The organism is Aeromonas sp. 2HA2 (genome assembly GCF_029237345.1).
Lineage (GTDB): Bacteria > Pseudomonadota > Gammaproteobacteria > Enterobacterales > Aeromonadaceae > Aeromonas > Aeromonas salmonicida.
This window is the reverse complement of the sequence record NZ_JAACGB010000015.1, coordinates 58,325-83,929: the sequence shown is the minus strand read 5'-3', so window position 1 is coordinate 83,929 and position 25,605 is coordinate 58,325. Positions and strand designations below refer to the sequence as shown.

Below are 25,605 nucleotides of genomic sequence, written 5' to 3'. Positions count from 1 at the left end.
TGACGAGGGCCATCCCCAGTATTTGGACATCCCATGCAAACTCAAACCCACGCGGGCCCGGGCACACTTTTCTCCCTGACCTGGCCGCTGTTTATCGATCTCGCCCTGCACTTTCTGACCGGGGCCCTCAACACCTTCATGGTGGGCCACGTCTCCTATCAGGGCGTCGCCGCACTGGCGGTCGGCAACCAGGTGTTCGATCTCGCCATCACCCTGTTCAGCTTCGTCAGCATAGGCACCAGCGTGGTGATCACCCAGTATCTGGGGGCTGGCGATCGGGAAAAAGCCCGCATCGTCATCCACACCGCCATCGGCTTCAACCTGCTGGTGGGGCTGGTGGCCGCGGTCGGCGTGCTCGCCGGTGCCAGCACCATGCTCTCCCTGATGAACCTGCCCGCCCACCTGATGGGCGATGCCACCCTTTACTTGCAGATCATAGGTCTGTGCCTGCTGCCGGAGGCGGCGGCGCTCTGTCTGGCCGCCACCCTGCGCGCCCACGGTCATACCCGTCAGGCCATGTACGTGACCCTGACCGTCAACCTCATCACCTTCGTCGGCAACCTGCTGCTGCTCTACGGCTGGTTCGGCCTGCCCCAGCTTGGGGTGGCCGGGGTTGCCATCAGCACTGTGGCGGGTCGCATCGTTGGCGTAGTGCTGCTGGTGTGGCTGGTGACGCGCAAGACAGGCATCCGCTTGCGTCTGCCCGAGATTGTCCGTCCCAGCAAGGTCATGCTGGACAAGGTGCTGCACATAGGCCTGCCGGCGGCGGGGGAGAACCTCTCCTGGATGCTGCAGTTCATGGTGGTCACCGCCTTCGTCGGCCTGCTCGGTGACAAGGCGCTGGCGACCCAGTCCTACTTCTTCCAGATCTGCCTGTTCATTCTGCTGTTCGGCCTCTCCATCGGCCTTGGCAACGAGATCATCATCGGCCATCTGGCGGGAGCGCGCCGCTTCGAACAGGCCTATAACCAGCTGATGAAGAGCCTCAAGTTGGGCCTCATCGTCACTACCCTGATCGCCATCGCCGCCGCCCTGAACGGCCGCGCCATCATCAGCCTGTTCACCGACGATCCGGACATCATCACCCAGGTGGCACAGCTGTTTCTCATCAGCCTCATCCTCGAACCCGGCCGCACCTTCAATCTGGTGGTGATCAACGCCCTGCGTGCCACCGGGGATGCCCGTTTCCCGCTCTACATGGCGCTCGTCTCCATGTGGGGGATTGCCGTTCCGCTCGCCTATTTCCTTGGTATCATGCAGGGTTATGGACTGGTCGGCATCTGGTTGGCGCTCGCCTGCGATGAGTGGGTGCGCGGACTGGCCATGTTCTGGCGTTGGCGCAGTCGTCGCTGGCAAAACAAAATTCTTGTTGAAACATAAGCGGAATCACAATGAAGAAAATCGGACTCTTGTTGGCTGCCATCCTGCTCAGCCCGCTGGCCATGGCGCAAACCGCGCCCGCGGCTCCCAAGGCGCAGGCCTCCAAAATCTGGTATGTGGCGCCCATCGCCATCGACGAGACGAGCGAAGCCCAGAAAGCATTGACCAAAGATTTTATGGCCCAGATGATCAAGACCATCAAGATCAACGAATACCAGACCGGCAAAGCGCTCGGCAAAATCAAGGATCCCAAGTGGCTTATCCGCACCAAGTTGATGCCTGCCAGCACGGAGCCGCTGGTCGGCAAGAAGCACCCGCAGGGTCTCACCTACGGCAAGGGCGTCCCCACCCAGGAAATCGTCGGCGAGCTCATCATGAACGGCATGCTCGTCGCTCATGTGGGGCAGGGCTGGCGTGAGCCCATAGTGCCGGGCACCCCGGTAGCCGAGAAGATCACCATAGCCAACTACCAGTACGCCATCGGCAACGAAGCCAAGGCGCCGGATCTGGAAGAGCTGGCGGCGCAGATAGGCTTCGAAGTGGGCAAGGTCATCGCCCGCGATGGCAAGCCGCTGCCCGAGAAGAAAAAGAAAAAAGAGTAAACGCCATACCCGTTACGAAAAGGGGCCTTGCGCCCCTTTTTGCTGCCCCCTTGCCAGCCCGCCGCCGTCATCAAACCGTCACAACTGTGATCGAGATTCCAGTTTGAAGCTCAAATTCTTACTTACGAATGACTTATCAGCTTGTGATTCAATGAGTTAAAAATGATCTTCCCCATGCAGCAAATCATTGGTTCCGAATTCGATCGGGATCACATTTATCTCTGGGGGGAAGGGGTACTTTGGTTTTGAAGGCACAATCAAACGAAACCAAGGAGGCTTCATTACATGTTCCCAGAGTACAGAGATCTCATCTCGAAACTGAAGAGCAGTGATGTCCATTTCCAGAAGAAGTTTGACTTGCACAACGACCTGGATGCGGAGATTAGAAAGTTGGAAAAGCATCACGCCAGCGACTACAGCTCCGAGGTGAAGGATCTGAAAAAACAGAAACTCAAACTGAAAGAGGAGATATACGACATCCTCAAACAACATCCACATTAGACGCCTCGACGAATACCCGGATAAGCAACTTATCCCTCCAGCCCGGCTCAAGCCGGGCTTTTTATTGCCCGCTCACGACGGAGCGGCGCAGGCCATATCAGGCCGACACCGCCTGCGGATCATTGTCGGTCTTGCTGGGCGGTACGCAGATAACCAGCGATTCGCAGGGGATGGGCCACGGCTCCTTTTTATCAGCGACGGGCATCTCGGCAGAGCCCATGTTGGCAGAGATGGTCAGCGGATGGGCGTTGATCCCCTCCCCCTGCAAACGGGCCGCCTTCTCGGCGCTATTGACCGTCACCGCCACCGACTTGCCTGCCGCCAGCAGGGCCCGCGCCAGCGGCAGCCCCAGCCATCCCGCCCCCAGAATGCCGATCGTCCCGGCGATATGTTGCTCTGTCATCGTCCCTTCTCCTGCTTGACGCTATTTGCCCCGCAGCTTACCTGCCGTTACATAAAAAGAAAAACACAATAGGTACGAAATACTGACGGAATATATGGCACCTCTGAGAATGAAACTGCAATGTAAAAACACATAACGTAAAATAAAATAGAACCGACAAAAAATACATTTACAGGTCTATCATTCCATCAAAGTCACTTAACAATAAAAACTGCTAAGTTATCTAAGGGCAATTGTGATGTTTCGTTATAATGACTTAAGCTTTTTCCTAACCACCTTTAATTCATTGTTTGCAATTTCCAACCAAGACGGTGAAGATATTGCCGAATTTTGATAGATATAGTTTAAGTATTTTAAAACCTGCTCCGGCCCATTTAAAGCACTAATCTTGTATAGTTTTACGGCATAACTAACCCTATCTAACTCCATATTATTTATGGACAAGCTAGATTGCATATGCATTACAATATTTCTCTCATCTACAATATCGGCAACAGCATTTCTTAAAGTGCTATGAGTTTTAAGAGGCTGGACATTGAAGATCTGTGGAGCGAGTTGGAAAATTTTTGGCCTAATAGGTATTGATAGATCAGATGCAATTTTGTCAGCTGCAATAATTCTATCCGGCTTGCCAGGTCGCTCTAGTTTCAGTTGTGAAACCTTGCCATTTTCTGTTCCGTATAAAATAAATGACTTGTTAACCCATGACTCTATAGCTCCGATTGAAAATGTGATAGCAGCCATTGCTTGCTGACACATTGCGAAAAATAATTTCATATTTTCTCCCGAAGAGTCCACTTCAGGAATTTTGTCAAAATTTGATTTTTGTACTTTAATACCTTTCTTTAATATTTCTGCTTTTACAGCCGCATCAAGAGAATTGAAAAACATAAGAGCTTCAAACTCTGGAGGTGGAACTCGCATATTGTAGCCATTAAAGCAACCTTGAGAGGATAGAATCGTAATCTTACTTCCCCCTTCAGCCAACTGCCCATTGGGTAATATCACGTCATGTGCCAACGATATATTCTTATCTTCTAATAAATGTTCCATTTTTACCTTGCGTGATAATGTTAAGCTTTCCGGTTTTAAGTTAAAGAATTAATGTAATGGCCTGTTTTTTCTGAATATATCCTGCCCAGCTTCCTCTAACATATCAACACATCATTTTTGATTTCACCAACACAACGCCTGTTGTTGCTATCAGATAGTGAGGAGTGACATCCAATTGTCGCCCGGTATAAAAAGCGGGCCAATGGCCCGCTTGGTTATATTTCACTCACACCTATCCTCACACCGGCGGATGGAAATGGCTGGCCTCACGGGTGGCCATCTCCTCGTAGGTGGCCCACTTCTGCCACGCCACTTTTTGCGCTACCTGCATCAGCCGCTCTGCCTCCTCCGGATGGCTCTGGGCCAGCACCCGATAACGGGTCTCCTCCTGCCGATATTCAGCAAGGGGAATGGAGGGACGCAGGCTGTCGAGACTGAAGGGGTTCTGCCCCGCACTGCGCAATACCGGGTTGTAGCGCATCAGCGGCCAGTGACCGGAGGCCACGGCCCGTTTTTGCTGGGTCAGGCCAAACTCCATGTCAATGCCGTGGGCGATGCAGTGGCTGTAGGCGATGATAAGCGACGGGCCCGGATAGGCCTCGGCTTCACGCAACGCTTGCAGCGCCTGTTGCGGGTTGGCACCAAAGGCGATGCGGGCAACATAGACGTTGCCGTAGGAGATGGCTTGCAGCGCCACATCCTTCTTGGCCAGCGTCTTGCCCCCCGCCGCGAACTTGGCGACGGCGCCGAGCGGGGTCGATTTCGACATCTGGCCGCCGGTGTTGGAGTAGACCTCGGTATCCATCACCAGCACGTTCACATCGCGCCCGGAGGCGAGCACATGATCGAGCCCCGCCGAGCCGATGTCATAGGCCCAGCCATCGCCGCCGATGATCCAGACCGAACGGCGCACCAGCTGATCGATGAGTGACAGCAGCTCGCGGGCCTTGCCGGATTTCACCTCCTCCAGCCGCTCGCGCACTTGCGCCACTCGGGTGCGCTGGGCGCGGATCTCCGACTCCAGCCGCTGCGGGGCGTTGATAAGCGACTCGACCAATGCCTCACCCAACTCCCCCTTCATCGCTTCGAGGGCCGCCACCGCCTGACCGTGATGCTGATCGGCGGTGAGACGAAAACCAAAGCCAAACTCGGCGTTGTCCTCAAACAGGGAGTTGGACCAGGCCGGCCCCTTCCCTTCGCCGTTCTTGGCCCAGGGGGTGGTCGGCAGGTTGCCGCCATAAATGGAGGAGCAGCCGGTGGCGTTGGCAACCAGCATACGATCGCCAAACAGCTGGGTCAGCAGCTTGAGGTACGGGGTCTCGCCACAGCCGGCGCAGGCACCGGAGAACTCGAACAGGGGTTCGAGGAACTGGGCACCGCGCACCGTGGAGAAATCCACCCGCTCGCGGGCAGGCCAGGGTAGGCTCTCGAACCAGCGCAGCGCCTGCTTCTGGCCAGCCAGATGCGGCGCCTTGTCCATCATGGTGATGGCGCGCTCGCCCTCGTGTTCCTCATCTGCTCCTGCCCGCACCGGACAGGCCTGCACGCACTGGCCGCAGCCGGTGCAATCCTCCGGATAGAGCTGCAAGGTATAGCGGCTGTCGGGGAAGCCCTTGGCAGTGACGGGCACCGACTGCGCTGCCTCGGGGGCGGTCGCCAGCCAGTCCTGATGGTAGAACTTGGCCCGCAGCGCCGCGTGGGGGCAAACAAAGACACAGTTGCCGCACTGGATGCAGATATCGGAGTGCCAGATCGGGATCTCGCGGGCGATATCCCGCTTCTCGAAGCGGCTGGTGGCCGTGGGGTAAGTGCCATCCACCGGTAGCATGGAGACAGGGATCAGATCGCCGCGCCCCGCCAACATCTCGCCTGTGACCCGCTGGACAAACTCGCTGCCGCCCGGCGCCAGTGGCAGCGGATAGTCGCTGATCTGCTCGTCACCGGCCGGGATCGCCACCTTGCTCAAGTGAGCAAGGGTATCGTCCACCGCGGCGAAGTTGCGCGCCACCACCTCGGGCCCCTTGCGGGCATAGCTCTTCTCGATGCTCTCCTTGATCAGCGCAATCGCCTCATCCCGCGGCAAGACTCCGGCCAGCGCGAAGAAGCAGGTCTGCATGATGGTGTTGATGCGATTGCCCATGCCGTTTTGCTCGGCCACCCGATCCCCGTCGATGCAGTAGAGCTGGATATTGAGGGCGCGAATACGGGCGCGCAACCGCTCGGGCAGCTGGCCCCACACCTTGTCCGCCTCATAGGGGGCATTGAGCAGCAGGGTCGCCCCTTCGGCGGCGTGTTCCAGCAGATCCACCGACTCGACAAAGCCCCACTGGTGGCAGCCGATAAAGCTCGCCTGCTCGATAAGCCAGGGGGCATCGATGGGCTCGGGGCCAAAGCGCAGGTGGGAGACGGTGCGCGAGCCCGACTTCTTGGAGTCGTAGACGAAGTAGCCCTGGGCGTGGAAGCCCTCCAGCTCACCGATGATCTTGATGCTGTTCTTGTTGGCGCCCACAGTGCCGTCGGCACCGAGGCCGAAGAAGAGCGCCCGCACCCGGCTGGCGGGCTCCAGATCGCCGATGGGGTGCCAGGCCAGACTGAGGCCCGACACGTCATCGACAATCCCCACGGTAAAGCGCGGGCGCGGCGCATCGGATGCCAGCTCCTCGAACACGGCCGCGCACATGGCGGGGGTGAACTCTTTGGAAGAGAGGCCGTAACGGCCGCCACTGAGCCAGGGCAGCCGCTTGATAAGGCCGCGTTGCAAGCCGTCGATAAGGGCACTCTGCACATCCAGCAGCAGCGGCTCGCCGCCCGCCCCCGGCTCCTTGGTGCGATCCAGCACGGCGATGCGCCGCACGCTCGCGGGCAACGCATCGAGCAGCGCCTGTACCGGGAAGGGGCGATAGAGGCGCACCACCAGCACCCCTGTCTTGCGATCCTGCCGGTTGAGCCAGTCGACCGTGGTGCGGACGGTGGCCGCTCCCGACCCCATCAGCAAGATGACGTCAGTGGCATCCGGGGCACCGTGGTACTCCACCAGCCGGTAGTGGCGACCGGTAAGGGATCCCAACTTGTCCATGCACTGCTGCACCCGGGCAGGCACAGCCTCGTAGAAGGGGTTGACGCTCTCGCGGGACTGGAAATAGGTATCGGGGTTCTGGGCCGTGCCGCGCATCACGGGGTGATCCGGGTTGAGCGCCCGGGCGCGGTGGGCCCGCACCCAGTCGTTGTCGATGAGGGCACGGATCTCGTCCCTATGCAGGGCCGTGATCTTGTTCACCTCGTGAGAGGTGCGAAAGCCGTCGAAGAAGTGGATGAAGGGCACCCGGCACTGCAGGGTGACGCTGTGGGCAACCAAGGCCAAGTCCTGCGCCTCCTGCACAGAGCCGGAGGCGAGCATGGCAAAGCCGGTGCTGCGCGCCGCCATCACGTCCTGATGGTCGCCAAAAATCGAGAGCCCCTGGGCCGCCAGCGATCGGGCCGCCACATGGAACACGGCAGCGGTCAATTCCCCGGCGATCTTGTACATGTTGGGCAGCATCAGCATCAGCCCCTGACTGGCGGTGAAGGTGGTGGCGAGCGCCCCCGCCTGCAGGGCGCCGTGCACAGTCCCGGCCGCCCCTCCTTCGCTCTGCATCTCCACGACTGTGGGGATGTTGCCCCAGAGGTTGGTCTGCCCTTCATCCGCCCAGGCGTCAGCCAGCTCCGCCATGGTCGAGGAGGGGGTGATGGGATAGATGGCGCACACTTCGCTCAGCTGGTACGCCACCCGGGCCGCGGCTTCGTTGCCGTCGACCATGATCAATTCATGTTTCATTGGGACTCCTCCGGTTGGCGCAACTCGATGGCGTGGCAGGGGCATTGATCGTGGCAGGCACCGCAGCCGGTGCAACGATCCGCATCCAGCCGATAGCCGTGGCCCAGCCCCAGCTTCTCGATGGCCTGCTCGGGGCAGCTGCCATAACAGCCGTCGCACTCGAAGCAGTTGCCGCAGGAGTAGCAGCGCGCCGCCTCGTAGCGGGCCGCCGTCTCGTCCAGCCCACCTATGATCTCGCCAAAGTCGTCCCGCGCCCACGCCGGTTTGACCGGCTGACTGCTGGCGGGCGCATGGGTCTGGAACCAGAGCTGCAGCTGCTCAGGCCCCACCAGCGGGTAGGAGAGCGGTTTATGGTAGTGGCGACCGCGCAGCCAGGCATCCATGTGGCGCGCCGCCTTCTTGCCGTGGCCGGTGGCTATGGTGACTGTGCGCTCCGAGGGCACCATGTCGCCGCCGGCAAACAGCCTGGGCACGTCTGTCATGAGATTGTCCGCCACCTGCACCACCCCCTCCTGGCTGACCCGCACGCCGGGAATGCTCTCCAGCACGCTCAAGTCCACCTCCTGACCGAGCGCCAGAATGAGGGAGTCTGCTTCGAGTGTTTCGAACTGGCCGGTGGGCACAGGCTTGCCCTGCTCATCCAGCGCCATCACCTCCACCTCGATGCTGGTGTTGTCGAGCTGGCGAATGCTGCGCAGCCAGTTGATCTTGATCCCCTCCTCCTCGGCCTCAAGGGCCTCGAAGGCGTGGGCCGGCATATGATCCCGGTCGCGGCGGTAGATGATCATCGCCTCCTCGACCCCGAGGCGGCGAGCGGTGCGGGCCGCGTCCATGGCGGTGTTGCCGCCGCCATAGATGGCCACCCGTCGTCCCAGTTTGGGTGGCGGCAAGCCCTGCTCCTCGGCCAGGCTCGCCTGCTCGAGGAAGCTCACCGCATCGAGGATCTTGCCCGCTTCGCGGGCCGGAATGTCGACCCGCTTGGCCAGATGGGCACCGATGGCCATGAAGACGGCGTCAAAGCCCCCTTCGTCACGCGCCTTGAGCACGTCTTCCACCTTGTGGTTGAGGGTAAGGGTGACACCGGCAGCGACGATGCGGGCCACCTCCCGATCCAGCATGTCGCGGGGCAGGCGGTAGGCGGGAATGCCGAAGCGCAGCATGCCGCCGGCGAGCGGGCCCGCCTCGCGGATCTCTACCTGATGGCCGAGCCGGTTGAGGTGCCAGGCACAAGAAAGGCCGGAGGGGCCGGCACCGATCACCAGCACCTTCTTGCCGCTGGCGGGCGCGGGCGGCGCAGGCTGCCAGCCACGGGCCAGCGCCTCGTCGCCGAGGAAGCGTTCGATGGCGTGAATGGAGACGGCATCATCCACCTGGGCACGGTTGCAGGCCGTTTCGCAGGGGTGATAACAGACCCGCCCGTGGACTGCAGGCAGGGGATTTTCTTCGATCAGTCGTTGCCAGGCCGCCTCAAAGCGGCCCGCTTCGGCCAGGGCAAGCCAGGCCTGGATGTTCTCGCCAGCCGGGCAGGCATGGTTGCAAGGTGGCAGGGCCGGCCGCCAAACGGGTAGCCGAGTACGGACCGGGCCTGTTCCCGTTTTCTGGGAGAGATCCGGCTGTGGGGTCATATCCAGTTGTTTGCTCATACATTGCTTTCTTCTTTTTGTGTGACAGGCCCCATCCGATGGCGCTTGATACCGTTTTGCCTGGGCAGACGGTGGCCGGAGGGGGAAGAAGCGAAAGCGTTAGAAACTGGAAGCTGACTCGATAATGGACTGATTTGTGTACTGAATGGCGGATCAGGATCAAAAAATGTTGCACTTTATGGGGTCTGGAGCCCGGAACGTGACCCCTGTAACATCTTGCCCAATTGCACACAGGATGGCGTTGACCGGCTTATCCAACCGAGGCGGTCAGCGCCGGATTGCCATATGAGGGCGGCACAGGGCGGCAACCATGCAAGGATTGCTGCACGGGGTGGGAACCGTTATCTTGCCTCCTCTTCATCTGCACAGGCCACTGCACAAGGACTCGGACATGCCAACACTCGACAGCATTCATCTCTACCCCATCAAATCGACGGCAGGCATGCCACTGGCCCGTGCCCGGGTGACCGAAGAGGGCCTGCTGGGGGATCGCCGCTACATGGTGGTCAAACCGGACGGCAGCTTCATCACGGCCCGCACCCATCCCCAGTTGCAACAGGTAGTGGCCACCCCCATGGCCGGCGGCCTGCAGTTGCGCTATCCGGGTCTTGAGCCACTCACACTGCGAGAGCAGGATTTTTCCCGCACGCCCAAGACCACAGGGGTCTGGGGCGACAGCTTCACCGCCCTGCAGACCCTGCCCCGGGCCGATCACTGGCTGAGCCAGGTGACGAGGGAGCCGGTGCAGCTGCTCTGGCTTGGCGAAACATCAGACCGCTTTCGGGAGAAGACAGGCACCCGGGTCAGCTTTGCCGACGGTTATCCGCTGCTGCTCATCAGTCAGGCCTCGCTTGAGGATCTCAACCTGCGCTCCGATGCCCTGCACCAGATGAGCCAGTTTCGCACCAACCTGGTGGCGAGCGGCACCCGTCCGTTCGAGGAGGACGGCTGGGTGTGCATCCGCATCGGCGAGGTGGAGTTCAGGGTCGACAAGCCCTGCAGCCGCTGCATCATGACCACGGTGGAAGCGGGCACGGATCGCTTCAATGCCCTCAAGGAGCCGCTCGCCACCCTCACCCGCTATCGCCGCGGCGAGGATGGGGATGTCTATTTCGGCCAGAATCTGGTGGCCCTCAACGAGGGCTGGATTGAGGCGGGCAGCGAGATAGAGGTGCTGGAGACGACCCGTCCCCGGGTCTACCCCAATGCGGCGCCCAGGAAGCGGGCGCTGGTGTGCGTGGCCCGCGAGCCGCTGGCACGGGATCTGGAAACCTTCTGGTTCGAAGCGACCGATGGCGAGCCGCTGCCCGACTACCTGCCGGGCCAGCACCTGCCCATCAGCCTCGACCTCAAGGGTGAGCGGCTGCAGCGGCGCTATACCCTGAGCTCAAGCCCGGATCTGCCGGATCGCTACAGCATCAGCGTCAAGCGCCTCGGTGAGGGGCGCATCTCTCCCTGGTTGCACCAGCAACTGCGGGTGGGTGATACCCTGCTGGCATCCGCCCCGGCGGGCGAGTTTCACCTCGGCACCGAGCGCAGCCTGCTACTGCTCTCGGCCGGCTCGGGCGTGACTCCCATGCTCTCCATCGCCCGTACCCTGGCCCTGCGCGGCGAGCTGGAACAGGTGCACTTTATGCACCTGTGCCGCAGCGAAGCGGACATTCCCGCCGCCAGCGAACTGCACGCCATGGCGCAGCAAGGCATGACTCTTACCCTGATCCTGAGCCAGCCGGACAGCCACTGGCAGGGACTGAAAGGGCGACTCAAGGATGAACATCTCAAACTGGTCAAAGGGCTGGCCGGGAAAGAGGTCTTTATCTGCGGCCCCCACGGTTTTATGGCCGATGTGGCGGCCAGATTGTGCGCACTCGGCGTGGCTGCGGATCGCATCAGGCAGGAGAGCTTTGGCGGCGCCATTCTCTCGGTGACTCGCCCCCATCAGGCGGTGCAACTGCGTATCGGTGAAGAGGCCTTTGCCGGCAACAATCAGGGCACCATACTGGATCAAGCCCACAAGCAGGGAGTGGAGCTGCCCTGGAGCTGCCGCGCCGGCATCTGCGGCAGTTGCAAGCAGACCCTCGTCTCGGGAGAAGTGGATCACCCGGATGCCCCGGCCATCACGGCAGCCGAGCGGGCCGAAGGCAAGATCCTCACCTGCTGCGCCGTGCCCTTGACCGATCTGGTGATCGGGCCGCGATAAGAGTGCGGGCCGGGAGCATCATGGGTTAAGCGCCCCCGGCCCTTATTTTCCCCACTGTTTTTACCCCCGTCCCTTTTCTCGGCATACCCGAGCCATGCTGCCTCTCCGGCCCCCTATACTCACTGCAGAACAATAAAAACCCTCAGAAGTACCGGCCTTCGCCGTGTGACAAAGGGGGTTATTCTGGTGAGAATAAGGACGCTCAAACCATGGAACAGAACAGACCTGCCTTTCAACTCAATCTCTTGCTCTCCGTTGTCACCCTGATCCTGCTATCGCTGGTATTTTTTGCCTACACCTGGTCAGGGACAAAACTCGAGCAGAGTTATCAACAACGCTACCAATCCTATCTGCTGGCCGATGAGCTAAGGCAATCCTCCGACGATCTGACCCGGCTCGGTCGCACCTATGTGATCACCAAGGATCCCGCCTATGAGCAGCAGTACATGCGGATCCTGGCCATACGCAACGGCGAACAGAACAGACCGGAAGGCTATAACCGCATCTATTGGGATTTCGTGGCGGCCAGTGGTCAAAACCCCAGACCCGACACTTCGCTGCGGCGTGGCCTCATCGATCTGATGAAGGATGCCGGCTTTACCGATGGTGAGCTGGCCAAGCTCAACGAGGCCAAGAACAACTCGGATGCCCTGGTCAGTACCGAAGTCGCCGCCTTCAAGCTGGTACAACAGCAGGAGGGGGATCTCGCGGCCAACCAGCAAAAAGCCATCGCCATGATGCATGACAAGGCCTATCACCAGAACAAGGGGCGCATCATGGCCCCCATCGATGACTTCTACGTCATGATGGAGACCCGCACCCAGCAGGCGGTGGACGATGCCACCAGCCAGTCTGCCATGTTGCGCTATCTGTTTATCGCCCTGGGCCTGATATTGATGTTCTTCCTGTGGCGCACCTATCGTGCCCTGCTCGACTTGACCGGCACCTCGGTCAGCCAGCTCAGAAGCGATCTCAACAGTCTGGCGCAAGGGGATTTCTCCCGTCAGATCCAGGTACCCGTTGGCGCACAAGAGAGCCTGATCGGCCTGCTGGCCACCATGCAGTCAACCCTCAAGGGGATCATCGCCCAGGTCTCCCACTCCAGCGAGGAGCTGTCAGGATCGGCCGACAGCATAGCCCAGATAGCGGAGCAGACAGCCCAGTTTGCCACCTCCCAACAGACCAGTACCCAGACAATGGCGGCAGCCATCGAAGAGCTGGTAGTGAGCATCAGCCACCTCTCCGACAACGCCACCCATGCCGACGAATTGAGCAAGGTGTCGGCCAACACCCTGGAAGAGGGTTCCGGCGTCATCAAGCAGACCCTGGACAGCATAGAGAACATCTCCAGCACGGTGGGGGATGCGGCCAGCAGCCTCTCCGAGCTCAACAGCCACACCCAGCAGATTTCGGACATCATAGAGGTGATCCGCGGCATCGCCGATCAGACCAACCTGCTGGCCCTCAACGCCGCCATAGAGGCAGCGCGGGCGGGAGAACAGGGGCGGGGCTTTGCGGTGGTGGCCGACGAGGTGCGCAATCTCGCCAGCCGCTCGGCGGCCTCGACCCAGCAGATCACCGGCATGATCAGCAAGATCCAGAGCGGGGCGGATGCCTCCATCCGCAGCATGGAAAATACGGTCAACAACGTCTCTCGCGGCGTGAGTCTGGCCAACCAGACCGGCGAGGCCATCACCAGCATCAAGAGTCATGCAGCCAACCTGACCGGATTGATGGGGGAGATAAGCCACACACTGCGCGAGCAATCCACCGCCGCCAACGAGGTGGTTTCCACCGTCGGCCACATTACCTCCCTCTCCGAACAGTCGGGGGATGCGGCCCGTCATGTATCGCAGGAGGCCGCCAAGCTCAAGCAGCTGTCACAGCTGCTGCGCCAGGAGATGGGTCGCTTCAAGCTTTAAAGAACGCTGAAAAGCAAAACGGCTGCCCAAGGGCAGCCGTTTTTTTAGCAAGGTCTTTTTCAAGACCGGATAGCATCAACCACGCAGGGCGGCGATGCGCTGTTCGATGGGCGGGTGGCTCATGAACAGCTCGCTCATGGAGCGCTTGCCGTTGATGCCAAACGCCATCATGGAGCCTTCCATCTGTGGCTCGGCACCGCGAGAGAGGCGCTCGAGCGCTGCAATCATCTTGTCACGACCCGCCAGCTTGGCGGCACCTGCGTCGGCGCGGAACTCACGCTGACGGCTGAACCACATGACGATCATGGAGGCCAGCACACCGAATGCCATCTCCAGCACGAACACGGTGATCATGTAGGCAAAGCCGCCGGAACTGCTGCTCTCTTCGTCGCTGTTGGAGCTGAAGAAGTTGCTGATGACACCGGCCACGATACGGGCGAAGAACATCACGAAGGTGTTTACCACCCCCTGGATCAGGGTCAGAGTCACCATGTCGCCGTTGGCCACGTGGCTCACCTCGTGAGCCAGCACGGCTTCCGCCTCGTCGCGGCTCATGCTGTAGAGCAGGCCGGACGAAACCGCGACCAGGGAATCGTCACGACGGGCACCGGTCGCAAAAGCGTTCATCTCCGGCGAGTCGTAGATCCCCACTTCCGGCATCTTGATACCCGCTTCACGGGCCTGACGGGCAACGGTGCTGACCAGCCAGTGCTCTGTCTCGTTACGGGGTTGCTCGATGACCTGGACGCCATAGCTGCGCTTGGCCATCCATTTGGACATCAGCAAGGAGATAAAGGAACCCCCAAAACCGAACACGGCACAGAACATCAACAGACCGGAAATGCTGGACTTGTTGATTCCCAGAACCGAGAACAGGATATTGAGTACCACCCCCAGCACCAGCATGACGGCCAGGTTGGTCACCAGGAATAGCATAATTCGCTTCATATAGACTCCTTGTGAGATATGGATAGGTGCCTCCCGTTCCGGTTCACAGCCGGTCGGTATCACACCTGTTCCGCATAATAGATAGATTCGATGAATGTTCGCTGAATGTCGGGTTCAGAGCAGAGGGGATATATCGAGACGCCCGCGCAAATCAGCCTCAAGTGGATTGTTTACAAAGGGTATTTCACCCAAAAACGGCGCGGGGAGCAAGCCCCGCAGGGTGTCCAGGTTTTCCTGGTAATGACTCATGGATCCGTACAGCCGATTCATGACCCAGCCTGCCACCGGCAGATTGTCGTTTCGAATGGCGGCGAAGGTGAGCAGCGCATGGTTGAGACAACCCAGCTTGGCCCCCACCACCATGATCACCGGTATGTTCTCCTGTTTGACCCAATCCGACAGCAGATGCTTGCGATCCAGCGGCAGAAACCAGCCGCCCGCCCCCTCTACCACGACAAGCTCGGCCCCCGCCTGCTCTATCTGGCGCAGACCGTCGGACAGTCCCTTCAGGGTAATGGCATCACGGGCCTCGCTGGCAGCGATATGGGGCGCAATAGGCGGTTCAAAGGCATACGGATTGACCATATCGTAAGGCAGCGACAGGCTGGCCGCCTCTTGCAGCAAGACGGCATCCAGGTTGCGCAACCCATCCGGGGTGCGAGCGCAGCCAGCGGAGATCGGCTTGTAACCGGCGCACTGAATGCCATGGGCGGCAAATTCCAGCAGCAGGGTGCGGGCGACCAGCGTCTTGCCCACATCGGTATCTGTGCCGGTGATAAAGAAGGATTTAACCATGATGACTCCTCAACACAAATCAGGCGACAGCCCGCCGTTTATAGGGGCAGATCACCTGCATATCAAGTATCCGGGACAGAAGATGAGTTCAGCCCGACTTGTTCGCACATTGCGTCCCCCGGACAGACCCGGCAAAGGGCGACTCAGGCCAGCTATCGGCGGATCAGGCGCCCCAGGCACACCTGATAGCTGGCGGCCAGCAGGCCATCCGGCTGACGGTAGGCTTCATAAGCCTCCGTCAGGCGCTGCAAGCGCAGCCGACTGCTCAGACCTGATTGACGCGCATCGTTAAGCTGGCTGGCGCCTATGCCCTTGAGGTCGCGCAGCAGACCGCTCAACTCGTGATAGGAGAGCGACCAGGCCAGACTCTCGAGGCAAGGTGCTGTGAAGCCACCTGCGGCAACGGCATCTTGCAATTGTGGCAGGCTGAGGAAGCGATTGACATGGGGATGGTCGTCAACCGTGCGCCAGGCCTCACGCAACTGCCAGAGCGAATCGACAAGCAGGGTCGAGAACAGCAGTTGTCCACCGGGTTTGAGTACCCTGTGGAGTTCGGCAAACGCCTGCGCCGGTCGTTCACACCACTGCAGGGCGAGGCTGGAGAAGACCCAGTCCAGGCTCCCGTCGGCAAACGGCAGACGCTCGGCATCGCCGCACACAAGTTGCGCACCGCTGCCACGCAGAGCCGCCTGCTGCAACATGCCGGGGGCAAGATCCAGTCCATGCAACTGGTGGCAACGACTGGCGAGGTGGGGCAGGAAAAATCCGGTACCACAGCCCAGATCCAGCCCGGATATGGGAGAGGTTGACAGGGAAGCGGGAGTCACTGGCTCCCCGGGCATACGATCCAATAGCGCCAGACCGACTTCCTGCTGAAAACGGGCATGGGCATCGTAGTGACGAGCCGCCGCCCCGAAACGACGGGCGAGCTGGGCCTTGTCGACCTGCTGAAAGCGCTCATCCATGGCGAACACCTCTCGGCTCTGCGGCAAACTCGCTCCTGCTGGCCGTCAGGGTGCAAGGGCCGAGGGCCTCGAGCAGGCGGTCCACATCCTGCTCGCAGTGGGCCGCGCTTAACGTGATGCGCAGCCGCGCCGTGCCCGCCGGCACAGTGGGCGGGCGGATGGCGCTCACCCAGACGCCGCGATCCCGCAGCCGCGCAGCCAGTTGCAAGGCAGCACAGCTCTCCCCCACCAGCAGCGGCTGTATGGGGGTGTCGCTTGCCCCAAGCTGCCAGCCCTGCGCCTGTGCCCCTTGCCGGAAACGGGCGATCAGCTGGCCAAGATGAGCGCGGGCATCGTCGGCGACCCGCACCAGTTCGATACTCTTGCTGACCGCGCACGCCTGGGCGGCGGGCATATGGGTGCTGTAGACATAGTGACGGGCAAAGTTGACCAGATAATCCACCAGCTCGCGGCTGCCGCCGACAAAGGCGCCGGCGACGCCAAGCGCCTTGCCAAAGGTCCCCATCTGGATGTGTACGGATGCCGGAGCCACCCCTTGCGCCGCCAAGGTGCCGCGCCCCTCGGGCCCCAGCACGCCAAGGCCGTGGGCATCGTCGATCATCAGCCAGTTGCCGCTCTGGGCGGCCAGGCGGGCAAGCTCAAGCCAGGGGCCCTGATCCCCATCCATGCTGAACACCCCCTCCGAGACGATCAAGCCCCGGTTTGGTTCGAGTTGGCGCGCGAGAGCAGTCATATCGTTGTGACCAAAGCGCTGCATCTTGCAGGGGAGCTGGCTGCCCATCTCCTGCAGGGAGGCGTGGTTGAGCCTGTCCTGCCACAGCAGATGCTCCTTGCCGAGCAGGGCTTTGAGCACAGCCTGATTGGCAGAAAAACCGCAGTTGAACAGCAGCACCGCCTCCACCCCCAACCAGTCAGCGAGCGTCTCTTCCAGCTGCTGGTGAGCACGGCTGTAGCCGGTCACCAGGGGCGAGGCGCCAGATCCCGTGCCATAGCAGTCAATCCCCTCTTTGAAAGCGGCTTTGATGGCGCTGTGATCCGCCAGCCCCAGATAGTCGTTGGCACAGAAGTTGAGGTAGTCGCGGCCATCGACCTGCAGCCTCCCCCCCACGCTGCCATCGGTGGCAGTGCGGCGGCGAAGCAGCGCTGCCAGCTCTCGCCCGGCCAGAGCCGCGCCCAACGCAAAGGGGCCCGTTACCACGGGGCTCTTCATGGACGTACGACGCCTGCACGGGGACGGGTGGCATCGTAAAATATCTCATCCGGCGCGTTCTGGCGGCTCACCTCGGCCAGGATCTCTTCTTCCTGAATCTGATCCGGCTTTTGGGCTCGCTGGGCGGGGCGAATGCCGAGCCGTTTGAACAGCTGCATGTCGCTGTTCTCATCCGGGTTTGGCGTGGTCAGCAGCTTGCAGCCATAAAAAATCGAATTTGCACCTGCCATAAAGCACATGGCCTGCATCTGTTCGTTCATCTTCTCCCGCCCGGCGGAGAGGCGCACATGGGAGGCAGGCATCATGATCCGTGCCACGGCTATGGTGCGGATGAATTCGAACGAATCGAGATTCGCTTCGTTTTCAAGCGGCGTCCCTTTCACCTTCACCAGCATGTTGATGGGCACGCTCTCCGGGTGGCGCGGCAGGTTGGCCAGTGCCATCAAGAGGCCCGCCCGATCTTTTGCCTGCTCACCCATACCGACGATGCCGCCGGAGCAGACCTTCATGCCGGCGCCGCGCACATGCTCCAGGGTATCGAGCCTGTCCTGATAGGTGCGGGTGGAGATGATCTCGCCATAGAACTCCGGCGAGGTGTCGAGATTGTGGTTGTAGTAGTCAAGACCTGCGGCACCGAGGCGGGCGGCCTGATCCGCGGTGAGCATCCCCAAGGTCATGCAGGTCTCCATGCCCAGCCCGCGCACCTCCTCAATCATCCGGATGACGTAGGGCATGTCTTTTTCTTTGGGGTTGCGCCAGGCTGCCCCCATGCAGAAACGGGACGAGCCGTTGGCCTTGGCTTCACGGGCCCGTTCCAGCACCTTCTCCACCTCCATCAGCCGCTCTGTCTCGAGCCCGGTGTGATAGCGGGCGCTCTGGGGACAGTATTTGCAATCCTCCGGGCAGGCACCCGTCTTGATGGAGAGCAGGGTGCTCACTTGCACCTCGTTGGGATCGAAATGGGCGCGGTGTATCGTCTGAGCCTGGAACAGCAGATCGTTGAATGGCAGGGCAAACAGGGCCTGAACCTCGGCGAGGGTCCAGTCGTGACGAAGGGCGTGGCCGCCCGCTGTGTAAGCATTCATACATGGCTTCCGGTTGTTATAAGTGGGATCCTGCGCCCGCCATCCTAGATGGCCGAGCCCCGGACCCGCCACTTTGCTCCCGCGCCATCCAGCGAGTGAGGAGCCAAGTGGCTGAAATTGTTGGCTAGTGTAGAGAGCGCGCGTAGACTGTCAACACCGACCAGATCAAACCCATTGACAACAGAACACAAAATGACCAACCAAGAATTCGACCTGAACCACATCTGGCACCCCTATACCTCTCTCACCCATCCCCTGCCCTGCTATGAAGTGGCCAGCGCCAAAGGAGTCACCATCACTCTCGCCGATGGTCGCGAACTGGTGGATGGCATGAGCTCCTGGTGGGCTTGTATCCACGGCTATCAGGTGCCTGAACTCGACGCGGCCGCCACCGCCCAACTCGGCAAGATGTCCCATGTCATGTTTGGCGGCCTGACCCATGCCCCGGCGGTCGAGCTGTGTCGCAAGCTGGTGGAGATCACACCGGCAGGGCTGGATCGGGTGTTTCTGGCCGACTCGGGATCAGTGGCGGTGGAAGTGGCGCTCAAGATGGCCCAGCAGTACTGGCACGCCAAAGGCACCCCCAGAGCCAAGTTCGTCACACTGCGCGGCGGCTATCACGGCGACACCTTCGGTGCCATGAGCGTTTGTGACCCGGATGGCGGCATGCACGAGCTCTACCAGGGCTTCCTGCCCGAGCACTACTTTGCCCCGGCCCCCAGCTGCCGTTTCCACGCCCAGTGGGACGAAGAGTGTGTGGTGGATCTCGCCACGCTCGTCGCTGACCATCATGAAGAGATCGCAGCCATCATCCTCGAACCCATAGTGCAGGGAGCGGGCGGCATGCGCTTCTACCACCCCCGCTATCTGCAATGGGTACGCGCTTTGTGCGACGAGTTCGGCCTGCTGCTGATTGCCGACGAGATTGCCACCGGGTTTGGTCGCACAGGCCAGCTGTTTGCCTGTGACTGGGCTGGCATCAGCCCCGACATCATGTGCCTTGGCAAGGCGCTCACCGGCGGTTACATGACCCTCTCTGCCACCCTCACCACTGAGCATGTCGCCCGCACGATTTGCGACGGGAAAGCGGGTGTCTTTATGCACGGACCCACCTTTATGGGCAATCCGCTGGCCTGCGCCGTGGCCTGTGCCTCCATCGATCTGCTGCTGGCCTCGCCGTGGCAGGAGCGGGTGCAGGCCATCGAGCATCAGCTCAAAACCGAGCTGGTGCGGCTGACCCTGAACCCTTTGGTTGCCGATGTGAGAGTGCTTGGCGCCATCGGCGTGGTGGAGATGAAGGAGCGGGTAGATGTGGCCCGTATCCAGCGCAAGTTTGTGGAGTTGGGTGCCTGGATCCGGCCATTTGGCAAACTCATCTACCTGATGCCCCCCTTCGTCATCACACCGGCACAATTGAGTGTGCTAACCCAGGCCATCCATGAAGCCATCGCCAGCGGCGAGTTCTAAGCCGGCATGAAAAGGCCCTGCATGAGAATGCAGGGCCTTTTGGCTCTTTTTTATCAGAATGTGAGCAAGACACCAGACCCGGGCGACCATGACGAGTAGACTGCGCGGGTTTTACCCAACAGATGTACTGCTCCCATGCGCCTCTCCATTGCTGCCAAAATCAACTTCTTCCTGCTGTTCATCTTCTCCATGGTGCTGGTCTTTTCCGCGGCCTATCAGGCGGTGCGTGAGCGCGACCTCATCCTGACGCTTATCAAGGAGCAGAGCCGCGAGCAGACCGAAGCCTATTTCGATGGCCTCAACATGCTGATGCTGACCGGCAAGATGGACGCTCGCGACACACTGCGAAACAAGTTTCTCGATCACGCCCACGTGGAAGATGCCCGCATCGTCCGCGGTGATGCAATCAGCAAGCAATACGGGCCGGGCCGCGAGACAGAGCAGGGCAAGGATGAGTACGATCGACTGGCGCTGGCGGGCAAGGGCAGCCTGGAGGTGGTGCACGACGGCATGCACAGCAAGCTGGTGGTAACCCGACCCCTGTTGGCCAAGAAAGATTTTCGCGGCACAGACTGCACCAGTTGCCATCTGGTACCGGAGAACACTGTGCTGGGGGCGGTGCGCTTTGACTACTCCCTCGACACCCTCTTTACCCGGGTCGAGCAGAACATTCTCACGTCGGCACTTATTCTCACCGGTATCTTCGGGCTGGGGCTGCTGTTGACCCTCTGGGTCATTCGCACCTGGATAGTTCGCCCCCTCAACCAGCTGACCCGTTCCATGGAAGAAGCCACCGACCTGCATGACTTCGGTCACCGATTGGAAGGGGATGAAGGGGACGAGATTGGCCGGGTGGCACTGGCTTACAACCAGATGCTCGACAGTGTGGAACGCCAGCTCGGCAAGCGCCCTGCCACGCAGGCGAAGCCGGACAAAAAGCAGGATTAGCCCGCATAGTAGAACAGCAAACTGGCGATGAAGATCAGCAGCAGTATGGTCAGATTGACGTGCAGTGAGTCCTCCCGTCGTCGGCTGCGTTTACGCTCCAGCAAAAACACCGCCAGGGTCAACAGGCAACAACCCCAGAGCCAATACACCAGCCAGGGAGTCAGTACGGGATCCCAATAATCGCGAACTGCTATCCCCCCGTAGACCAGAAAACCGTACGCCACTTCCGGGCGCGCATAGTGATAGAGGGAGAGCAGCACGATAAAGCCCGCCCAGCAGAGGATCACCAAGCCCTGCAGCCCTCTGGTCAACCAGTCCGGTCCCTGTCGCCGCTCTTTCACGTCCATCCCCTGCCCCACTGGCCCGGCCATGAGGTGATCCGGGCATAAATCCCCTCCAGAGTCCGACATTTTTGCTTGTTTATCAAACCCGCGCGGGTAAGATTGTCGGCTTAGTCTGCCATGATGGGCCAGTGAATGCCCGGGCCAGACCCCTAGTGTTGCAAATAGCGCTGCAAGAACAAGCTGGAGACAATATTTCGATGACGCACGCATCCGTAGTAGATGTGCTGACCGGTAAATATGCGGTTGGCACCACCCAGACAGTAAAAGGGTGGATCCGGACTCGCCGTGATTCCAAGGCGGGGATCTCATTTTTGGCCGTATCCGACGGCTCCTGTTTCCATCCGGTACAGGCAGTTGTCCCCAATACCCTGGCCAATTATGAGAATGAAGTGCTGCGTCTGACCACAGCTTGCTCCGTGGAAGTGACCGGTGTGGTTGCCGCCTCCCAGGGCAGCGGTCAGGCTTTCGAACTGCAAGCCACCGACGTCAAGGTCGTAGGCTGGGTCGAAGATCCGGACACCTACCCCATGGCCGCCAAGCGCCACAGCATAGAGTACCTGCGTGAACAGGCCCACCTGCGTCCGCGCACCAACATAGTCGGCGCCGTGACCCGGGTGCGCAACTGCCTGGCCCAGGCCATCCACCGCTTCTTCCATGAAGAGGGTTATCTGTGGATTGCGGCTCCGCTCATCACCGCCTCTGACACCGAAGGTGCCGGCGAGATGTTCCGCGTCTCCACCCTGGATCTGGAAAACCTGCCGCGCACCGACGCTGGCAAGGTCGATTACGACAAGGACTTCTTCGGCAAAGAGACCTTCCTGACCGTTTCCGGTCAGCTCAACGTCGAAACCTACGCCTGTGCCCTCTCCAAGGTCTACACCTTCGGGCCCACCTTCCGCGCCGAGAATTCCAACACCAGCCGCCATTTGGCCGAGTTCTGGATGGTTGAGCCGGAAATTGCCTTCGCCAACCTGGACGATAACGCCGCCCTGGCCGAAGCCATGCTCAAATACGTCTTCAACGCCGTACTGGCAGAGCGCCGCGACGATCTGGAGTTCTTTGCCCAGCACGTCGACAAGGATGCCATCGGTCGTCTGGAACGCTTCGTCTCCTCCGACTTTGCCCAGATCGACTACACAGATGCCATCGAAGTGCTGAAAAACTGTGGCAAGAAGTTCGAGTTCCCTGTCTCCTGGGGCATCGATCTCTCCTCCGAGCACGAGCGCTATCTGGCCGAGGAGCACTTCAAGTCTCCTGTGGTGGTGAAGAACTACCCGAAAGACATCAAAGCCTTCTACATGCGTCTCAACGATGACGGCAAGACAGTTGCCGCCATGGACGTACTGGCCCCCGGGATCGGCGAGATCATCGGCGGCGCCCAGCGTGAAGAGCGCCTCGAGGTACTCGATCAGCGCATGGCCGAAATGGGTCTGAACAAGGAAGATTACTGGTGGTATCGCGATCTGCGCCGCTTCGGCACAGTCCCTCACGCCGGTTTCGGCCTCGGTTTCGAGCGTCTGGTGGTCTACGTGACCGGTATGGGCAACGTCCGTGACGTTATCCCCTTCCCCCGTACACCCCGTACCGCCGAATTCTGATAACGGCCCTCTGCCGACAAAGCCGACCTCAGGGTCGGCTTTTTGTTGCCCGCACCACGGCATTCGCCACTCGCAGCCACCACAATTAATCACACTTCCCCTTCTGGCTGCAGCCTTGCTGCACTGCACCTCAAGATACCAGCCCCGTATGATACCAACCAGAACCCCTTCAAATAACAATCATGTTAATACGTGGTTTTTATGCAGTTAAATCAAAAACCGATGAGTTATTGAAGTACCTCAATTTTTTGCCCCTTTGACAAGGGCACAATACCCACTAACCCTTTAGGGCTAAATAAAAACAGACAATCCCGGTCCATGAGCTCAACACAGCACAGATATGGATTAAATCACGCGAGGTAATGGAATGATCTTGATGGAATTTATGGTGGTACTCGGCTGCTTGTTGCTGGGTACCCGATTTGGGGGCATGGGACTGGGTCTCATCAGTGGCATAGGCCTGTTCCTGCTGACCTTCGTGTTCGGCCTGGCACCGGGCGAACCGCCGGTGCAAGTCATGCTGACCATACTCGCGGTGATCGGCTGCGCCGCCACCCTGCAGACCGCCGGCGGCCTCAACCTGATGATGCAGGTGGCCGAGCGTCTGCTGCGCCGTCACCCGCAATACATCACCATACTGGCCCCGCTCACCACCTGGACCCTCACCTTCCTGTGCGGTACCGGCCACGTGGTTTACACCATGTTCCCCATCATCTCCGACATAGCGCTGCAAAAGAACATCCGCCCGGAACGGCCGATGGCGGTCGCCTCCGTCGCCTCCCAGATGGCGATTTGCGCCTCGCCAGTCTCGGTCGCCGTGGTCTCCATGGTCTCCATACTGGCAGCTGGGCACGGTATAGGTGAGGCTTACGGCCTGCTGGATATCCTGATGATTGCCATCCCCTCCTCATTGACCGGCGTGATGATGGCGGCCCTGTGGAGCCTGCGTCGCGGCAAGGATCTGGACAAGGATGAAGAGTTTCAGGCCCGGATCAAGGATCCGGAGCAGCACGCCTTCATCTATGGCGGCGGTGAAACCCTGCTCAACACCAAGTTCCCGAAAGAGGCCTACTGGTCTACCTGGATCTTCTTCGCCGCCATCGCTGCCGTAGTATTGCTTGGCGCCAACGAAGGGCTGCGCCCCGTCTTCACCATCAAGGACAAGACAGGCCCTCTCTCCATGAACCTGGTGATCCAGATGATGATGCTGATCGCCGGTGCCATCATTCTGATGCGCTGCAAGGTCAAACCGGGCGAGATCGCCAACGGGGCTGTCTTCAAGGCCGGCATGGTCGCCATCTTCTCCGTGTTCGGGGTTGCATGGATGAGCGAAACCTTCTTCCAGGCCCACATGCCGCTGCTCAAAGAAACCCTGTCCCACGTGGTACAGGCCCAGCCCTGGACCTACGCCCTGGTGCTGTTCCTCATCTCCAAGCTGGTCAACAGCCAGGCTGCCGCCCTGACCGCCATCGCCCCCATGGGTCTGGCGCTGGGGGTGGAGCCCAAGCTGCTGATCGCCTTCCTGCCGGCCAGCTACGGTTACTTCGTGCTGCCGACCTACCCGAGCGATCTGGCCTGTATCGGTTTCGACCGTTCCGGCACCACCCGCATCGGCAAGTTCATCATCAACCACAGCTTCATCATTCCGGGGCTGATCGGGGTGAGCAGCTCCTGCGCCCTGGGTTACGTACTGACCAGCATACTGCTCTAATCGCAGCGGCGTTTATCACGCCATTGCCACACAGGCCCCCAACGTCGGGGGCCTGCTCTTTTCTCCCCCTGTCTATTCCCGTTACGATTTCACACCACGGCTTTACCTGCGACCCCGCCACTGGGTAGCATGCTCCCTCTTTCACCATCGGAATCGACTCCATGTCTCGCGTCATCCTGCTCTGGAGCGGCGGCAAAGATGCCATGCAGGCCCTCTGTCATGCCCGTGAGCAGGGGCATCAGGTGGTGGCACTGGTCACCTTTGCCCCCCCTGCGCCCCGTTTTCTGGCTCATCCCTTGCCGCTGGTGCTCCGTCAGGCCGAGGCGCTGGGCCTGCCCCATCAGCTGGTCACCATCGAGGCGCCATTCGATCAGAGCTACGAAAGGGCACTGGCCGACTTGCGGCAGGAGTGGAAACTCGATGGGGTGGTGACCGGCGATATCGACAGCGTGGGGGGCGCCAGCAACTGGATCCGCGAACGCTGCCGCCCGCTGGGGCTTGAGGTACACACACCGCTCTGGCAGCAATCTCGCGAAGCGCTGCTGAGCGACATGCTCGGGCGCGGCATCGTCGCCCGCCTCTCCTGCGTCGATACCCGCACGCTGGCACCCGGCTGGGTCGGACGAGTGCTGGACGCATCCGCCATCACTGAATTGAAGGCGCTGGCGAACCGGCAGGGGTTCGATCTGTGTGGGGAACAAGGGGAATACCACACCATGGTGACCGACGGCCCGGGCTTTGCCGCCCCTCTTGGGCTCGATGGCTGGCATCTGGCAGCGCAGGCACACCTGGCCTACCTAGCAAAAGAGGAGGAGTAGCCGGGCGGCGGTGAAGGCAGGCTCTTCTGCTAGCGGCAAACAAGCGGGTTCAATCGTTGGTCCGGTCGCTGTTTGGTCAAGGGCCATATGAGCCAGCAACAGGAGGATACAGACATAGACGGCACCGTTTTTCCTTGCTCCTGGTCGCCAACCATGACGGAGCCTCACTTCGCCAGAACAAAACTCCAAAAAAACAAT

At 60.4% G+C, this 25,605-nt stretch carries 19 protein-coding genes and 1 pseudogene; 10 read left to right on the top strand and 10 right to left on the bottom strand.

The window, feature by feature from the left end; all coding sequences use genetic code 11:
• Window positions 1-33 precede the first annotated feature (33 nt).
• From GWQ29_RS17725 to GWQ29_RS17715, 3 genes are all read left to right on the top strand, one after another.
• A complete protein-coding gene (locus tag GWQ29_RS17725) occupies window positions 34-1,380 on the top strand; it encodes an MATE family efflux transporter (protein ID WP_169046452.1) in 1,347 nt (448 codons plus the stop codon).
• A gap of 11 nt (window positions 1,381-1,391) precedes the next feature.
• On the top strand, window positions 1,392-1,982 hold the full coding sequence (locus GWQ29_RS17720) for a hypothetical protein (RefSeq protein WP_265422429.1): 591 nt from the start codon (window positions 1,392-1,394) through the stop codon (window positions 1,980-1,982).
• A 285-nt stretch (window positions 1,983-2,267) separates the two neighbouring features.
• Window positions 2,268-2,483, top strand: a complete 216-nt coding sequence (locus GWQ29_RS17715) for a DUF465 domain-containing protein (RefSeq protein ID WP_005313020.1) — start codon at window positions 2,268-2,270, stop codon at window positions 2,481-2,483.
• A gap of 103 nt (window positions 2,484-2,586) precedes the next feature.
• On the opposite strand, the pseudogene GWQ29_RS17710 reads toward GWQ29_RS17715, so the two are convergent.
• From GWQ29_RS17710 to GWQ29_RS17695, 4 genes and pseudogenes are all read right to left on the bottom strand, one after another.
• Window positions 2,587-2,886, bottom strand: a pseudogene (locus tag GWQ29_RS17710) (NAD(P)-binding domain-containing protein); the annotation flags it as partial.
• Between the two features lie 246 nt (window positions 2,887-3,132).
• On the bottom strand, window positions 3,133-3,939 hold the full coding sequence (locus tag GWQ29_RS17705) for a hypothetical protein (RefSeq protein WP_275919969.1): 807 nt from the start codon (window positions 3,937-3,939) through the stop codon (window positions 3,133-3,135).
• Window positions 3,940-4,177: 238 nt separating this feature from the next.
• A complete protein-coding gene (nifJ, locus tag GWQ29_RS17700) occupies window positions 4,178-7,753 on the bottom strand; it encodes a pyruvate:ferredoxin (flavodoxin) oxidoreductase (protein ID WP_275919968.1) in 3,576 nt (1,191 codons plus the stop codon).
• Window positions 7,750-9,396: an NAD(P)-binding protein gene (locus GWQ29_RS17695; RefSeq protein ID WP_275919967.1), complete on the bottom strand. Its 1,647-nt coding sequence runs from the start codon at window positions 9,394-9,396 to the stop codon at window positions 7,750-7,752. The genes nifJ and GWQ29_RS17695 overlap by 4 nt, the downstream gene beginning before the upstream one ends.
• Before the next feature lie 391 nt (window positions 9,397-9,787).
• On the opposite strand from GWQ29_RS17695, the gene GWQ29_RS17690 reads away from it, so the two are divergent.
• Window positions 9,788-11,596, top strand: a complete 1,809-nt coding sequence (locus GWQ29_RS17690; RefSeq protein ID WP_275919966.1) for an MOSC N-terminal beta barrel domain-containing protein — start codon at window positions 9,788-9,790, stop codon at window positions 11,594-11,596.
• Between the two features lie 209 nt (window positions 11,597-11,805).
• A complete protein-coding gene (locus GWQ29_RS17685; RefSeq protein WP_275919965.1) occupies window positions 11,806-13,518 on the top strand; it encodes a methyl-accepting chemotaxis protein in 1,713 nt (570 codons plus the stop codon).
• Between the two features lie 75 nt (window positions 13,519-13,593).
• Here GWQ29_RS17685 and htpX read toward each other — a convergent pair whose 3' ends face one another.
• The 5 genes from htpX to bioB all read right to left on the bottom strand — a co-directional run bounded on the left by htpX (window position 13,594) and on the right by bioB (window position 18,521).
• Window positions 13,594-14,466 (bottom strand): protease HtpX, encoded by an 873-nt coding sequence (gene htpX / locus GWQ29_RS17680; protein ID WP_275919964.1) that lies wholly within the window; start codon window positions 14,464-14,466, stop codon window positions 13,594-13,596.
• A gap of 114 nt (window positions 14,467-14,580) precedes the next feature.
• The gene (gene bioD, locus GWQ29_RS17675) at window positions 14,581-15,261 is read right to left on the bottom strand and encodes a dethiobiotin synthase (RefSeq protein WP_059112585.1); all 681 of its coding nucleotides are present in this window, start codon (window positions 15,259-15,261) and stop codon (window positions 14,581-14,583) included.
• A gap of 152 nt (window positions 15,262-15,413) precedes the next feature.
• Window positions 15,414-16,226, bottom strand: a complete 813-nt coding sequence (gene bioC, locus GWQ29_RS17670; RefSeq protein WP_275919983.1) for a malonyl-ACP O-methyltransferase BioC — start codon at window positions 16,224-16,226, stop codon at window positions 15,414-15,416.
• Entirely contained in the window at window positions 16,219-17,436 is a 1,218-nt protein-coding gene (bioF, locus tag GWQ29_RS17665; RefSeq protein WP_275919963.1) for an 8-amino-7-oxononanoate synthase, read from the bottom strand. Before bioF ends, bioC begins: the two co-directional genes overlap by 8 nt.
• Window positions 17,433-18,521, bottom strand: a complete 1,089-nt coding sequence (gene bioB, locus GWQ29_RS17660; protein WP_275919962.1) for a biotin synthase BioB — start codon at window positions 18,519-18,521, stop codon at window positions 17,433-17,435. The genes bioF and bioB overlap by 4 nt, the downstream gene beginning before the upstream one ends.
• 192 nt (window positions 18,522-18,713) lie before the next feature.
• Here bioB and bioA point away from each other — a divergent pair, with 192 nt between their 5' ends.
• Window positions 18,714-19,988, top strand: a complete 1,275-nt coding sequence (gene bioA, locus GWQ29_RS17655; protein ID WP_087756060.1) for an adenosylmethionine--8-amino-7-oxononanoate transaminase — start codon at window positions 18,714-18,716, stop codon at window positions 19,986-19,988.
• 135 nt (window positions 19,989-20,123) lie between these two features.
• Window positions 20,124-20,936: a HAMP domain-containing protein gene (locus GWQ29_RS17650; protein WP_169046462.1), complete on the top strand. Its 813-nt coding sequence runs from the start codon at window positions 20,124-20,126 to the stop codon at window positions 20,934-20,936.
• Here the strand turns inward: GWQ29_RS17650 and GWQ29_RS17645 are convergent.
• The gene (locus tag GWQ29_RS17645) at window positions 20,933-21,283 is read right to left on the bottom strand and encodes a hypothetical protein (protein WP_011898929.1); all 351 of its coding nucleotides are present in this window, start codon (window positions 21,281-21,283) and stop codon (window positions 20,933-20,935) included. The genes GWQ29_RS17650 and GWQ29_RS17645 overlap by 4 nt on opposite strands.
• 194 nt (window positions 21,284-21,477) lie before the next feature.
• Between GWQ29_RS17645 and asnS the strand changes: the two genes are divergently transcribed.
• The 3 genes from asnS to GWQ29_RS17630 all read left to right on the top strand — a co-directional run bounded on the left by asnS (window position 21,478) and on the right by GWQ29_RS17630 (window position 25,407).
• Window positions 21,478-22,878, top strand: coding sequence for an asparagine--tRNA ligase (asnS, locus tag GWQ29_RS17640; RefSeq protein ID WP_059112591.1), 1,401 nt, complete (start codon window positions 21,478-21,480; stop codon window positions 22,876-22,878).
• Between the two features lie 367 nt (window positions 22,879-23,245).
• Window positions 23,246-24,589, top strand: a complete 1,344-nt coding sequence (locus GWQ29_RS17635) for an anaerobic C4-dicarboxylate transporter (RefSeq protein ID WP_017411707.1) — start codon at window positions 23,246-23,248, stop codon at window positions 24,587-24,589.
• 161 nt (window positions 24,590-24,750) lie between these two features.
• The gene (locus GWQ29_RS17630) at window positions 24,751-25,407 is read left to right on the top strand and encodes an adenine nucleotide alpha hydrolase (protein WP_265434626.1); all 657 of its coding nucleotides are present in this window, start codon (window positions 24,751-24,753) and stop codon (window positions 25,405-25,407) included.
• The last annotated feature ends 198 nt before the right edge of the window (window positions 25,408-25,605 follow it).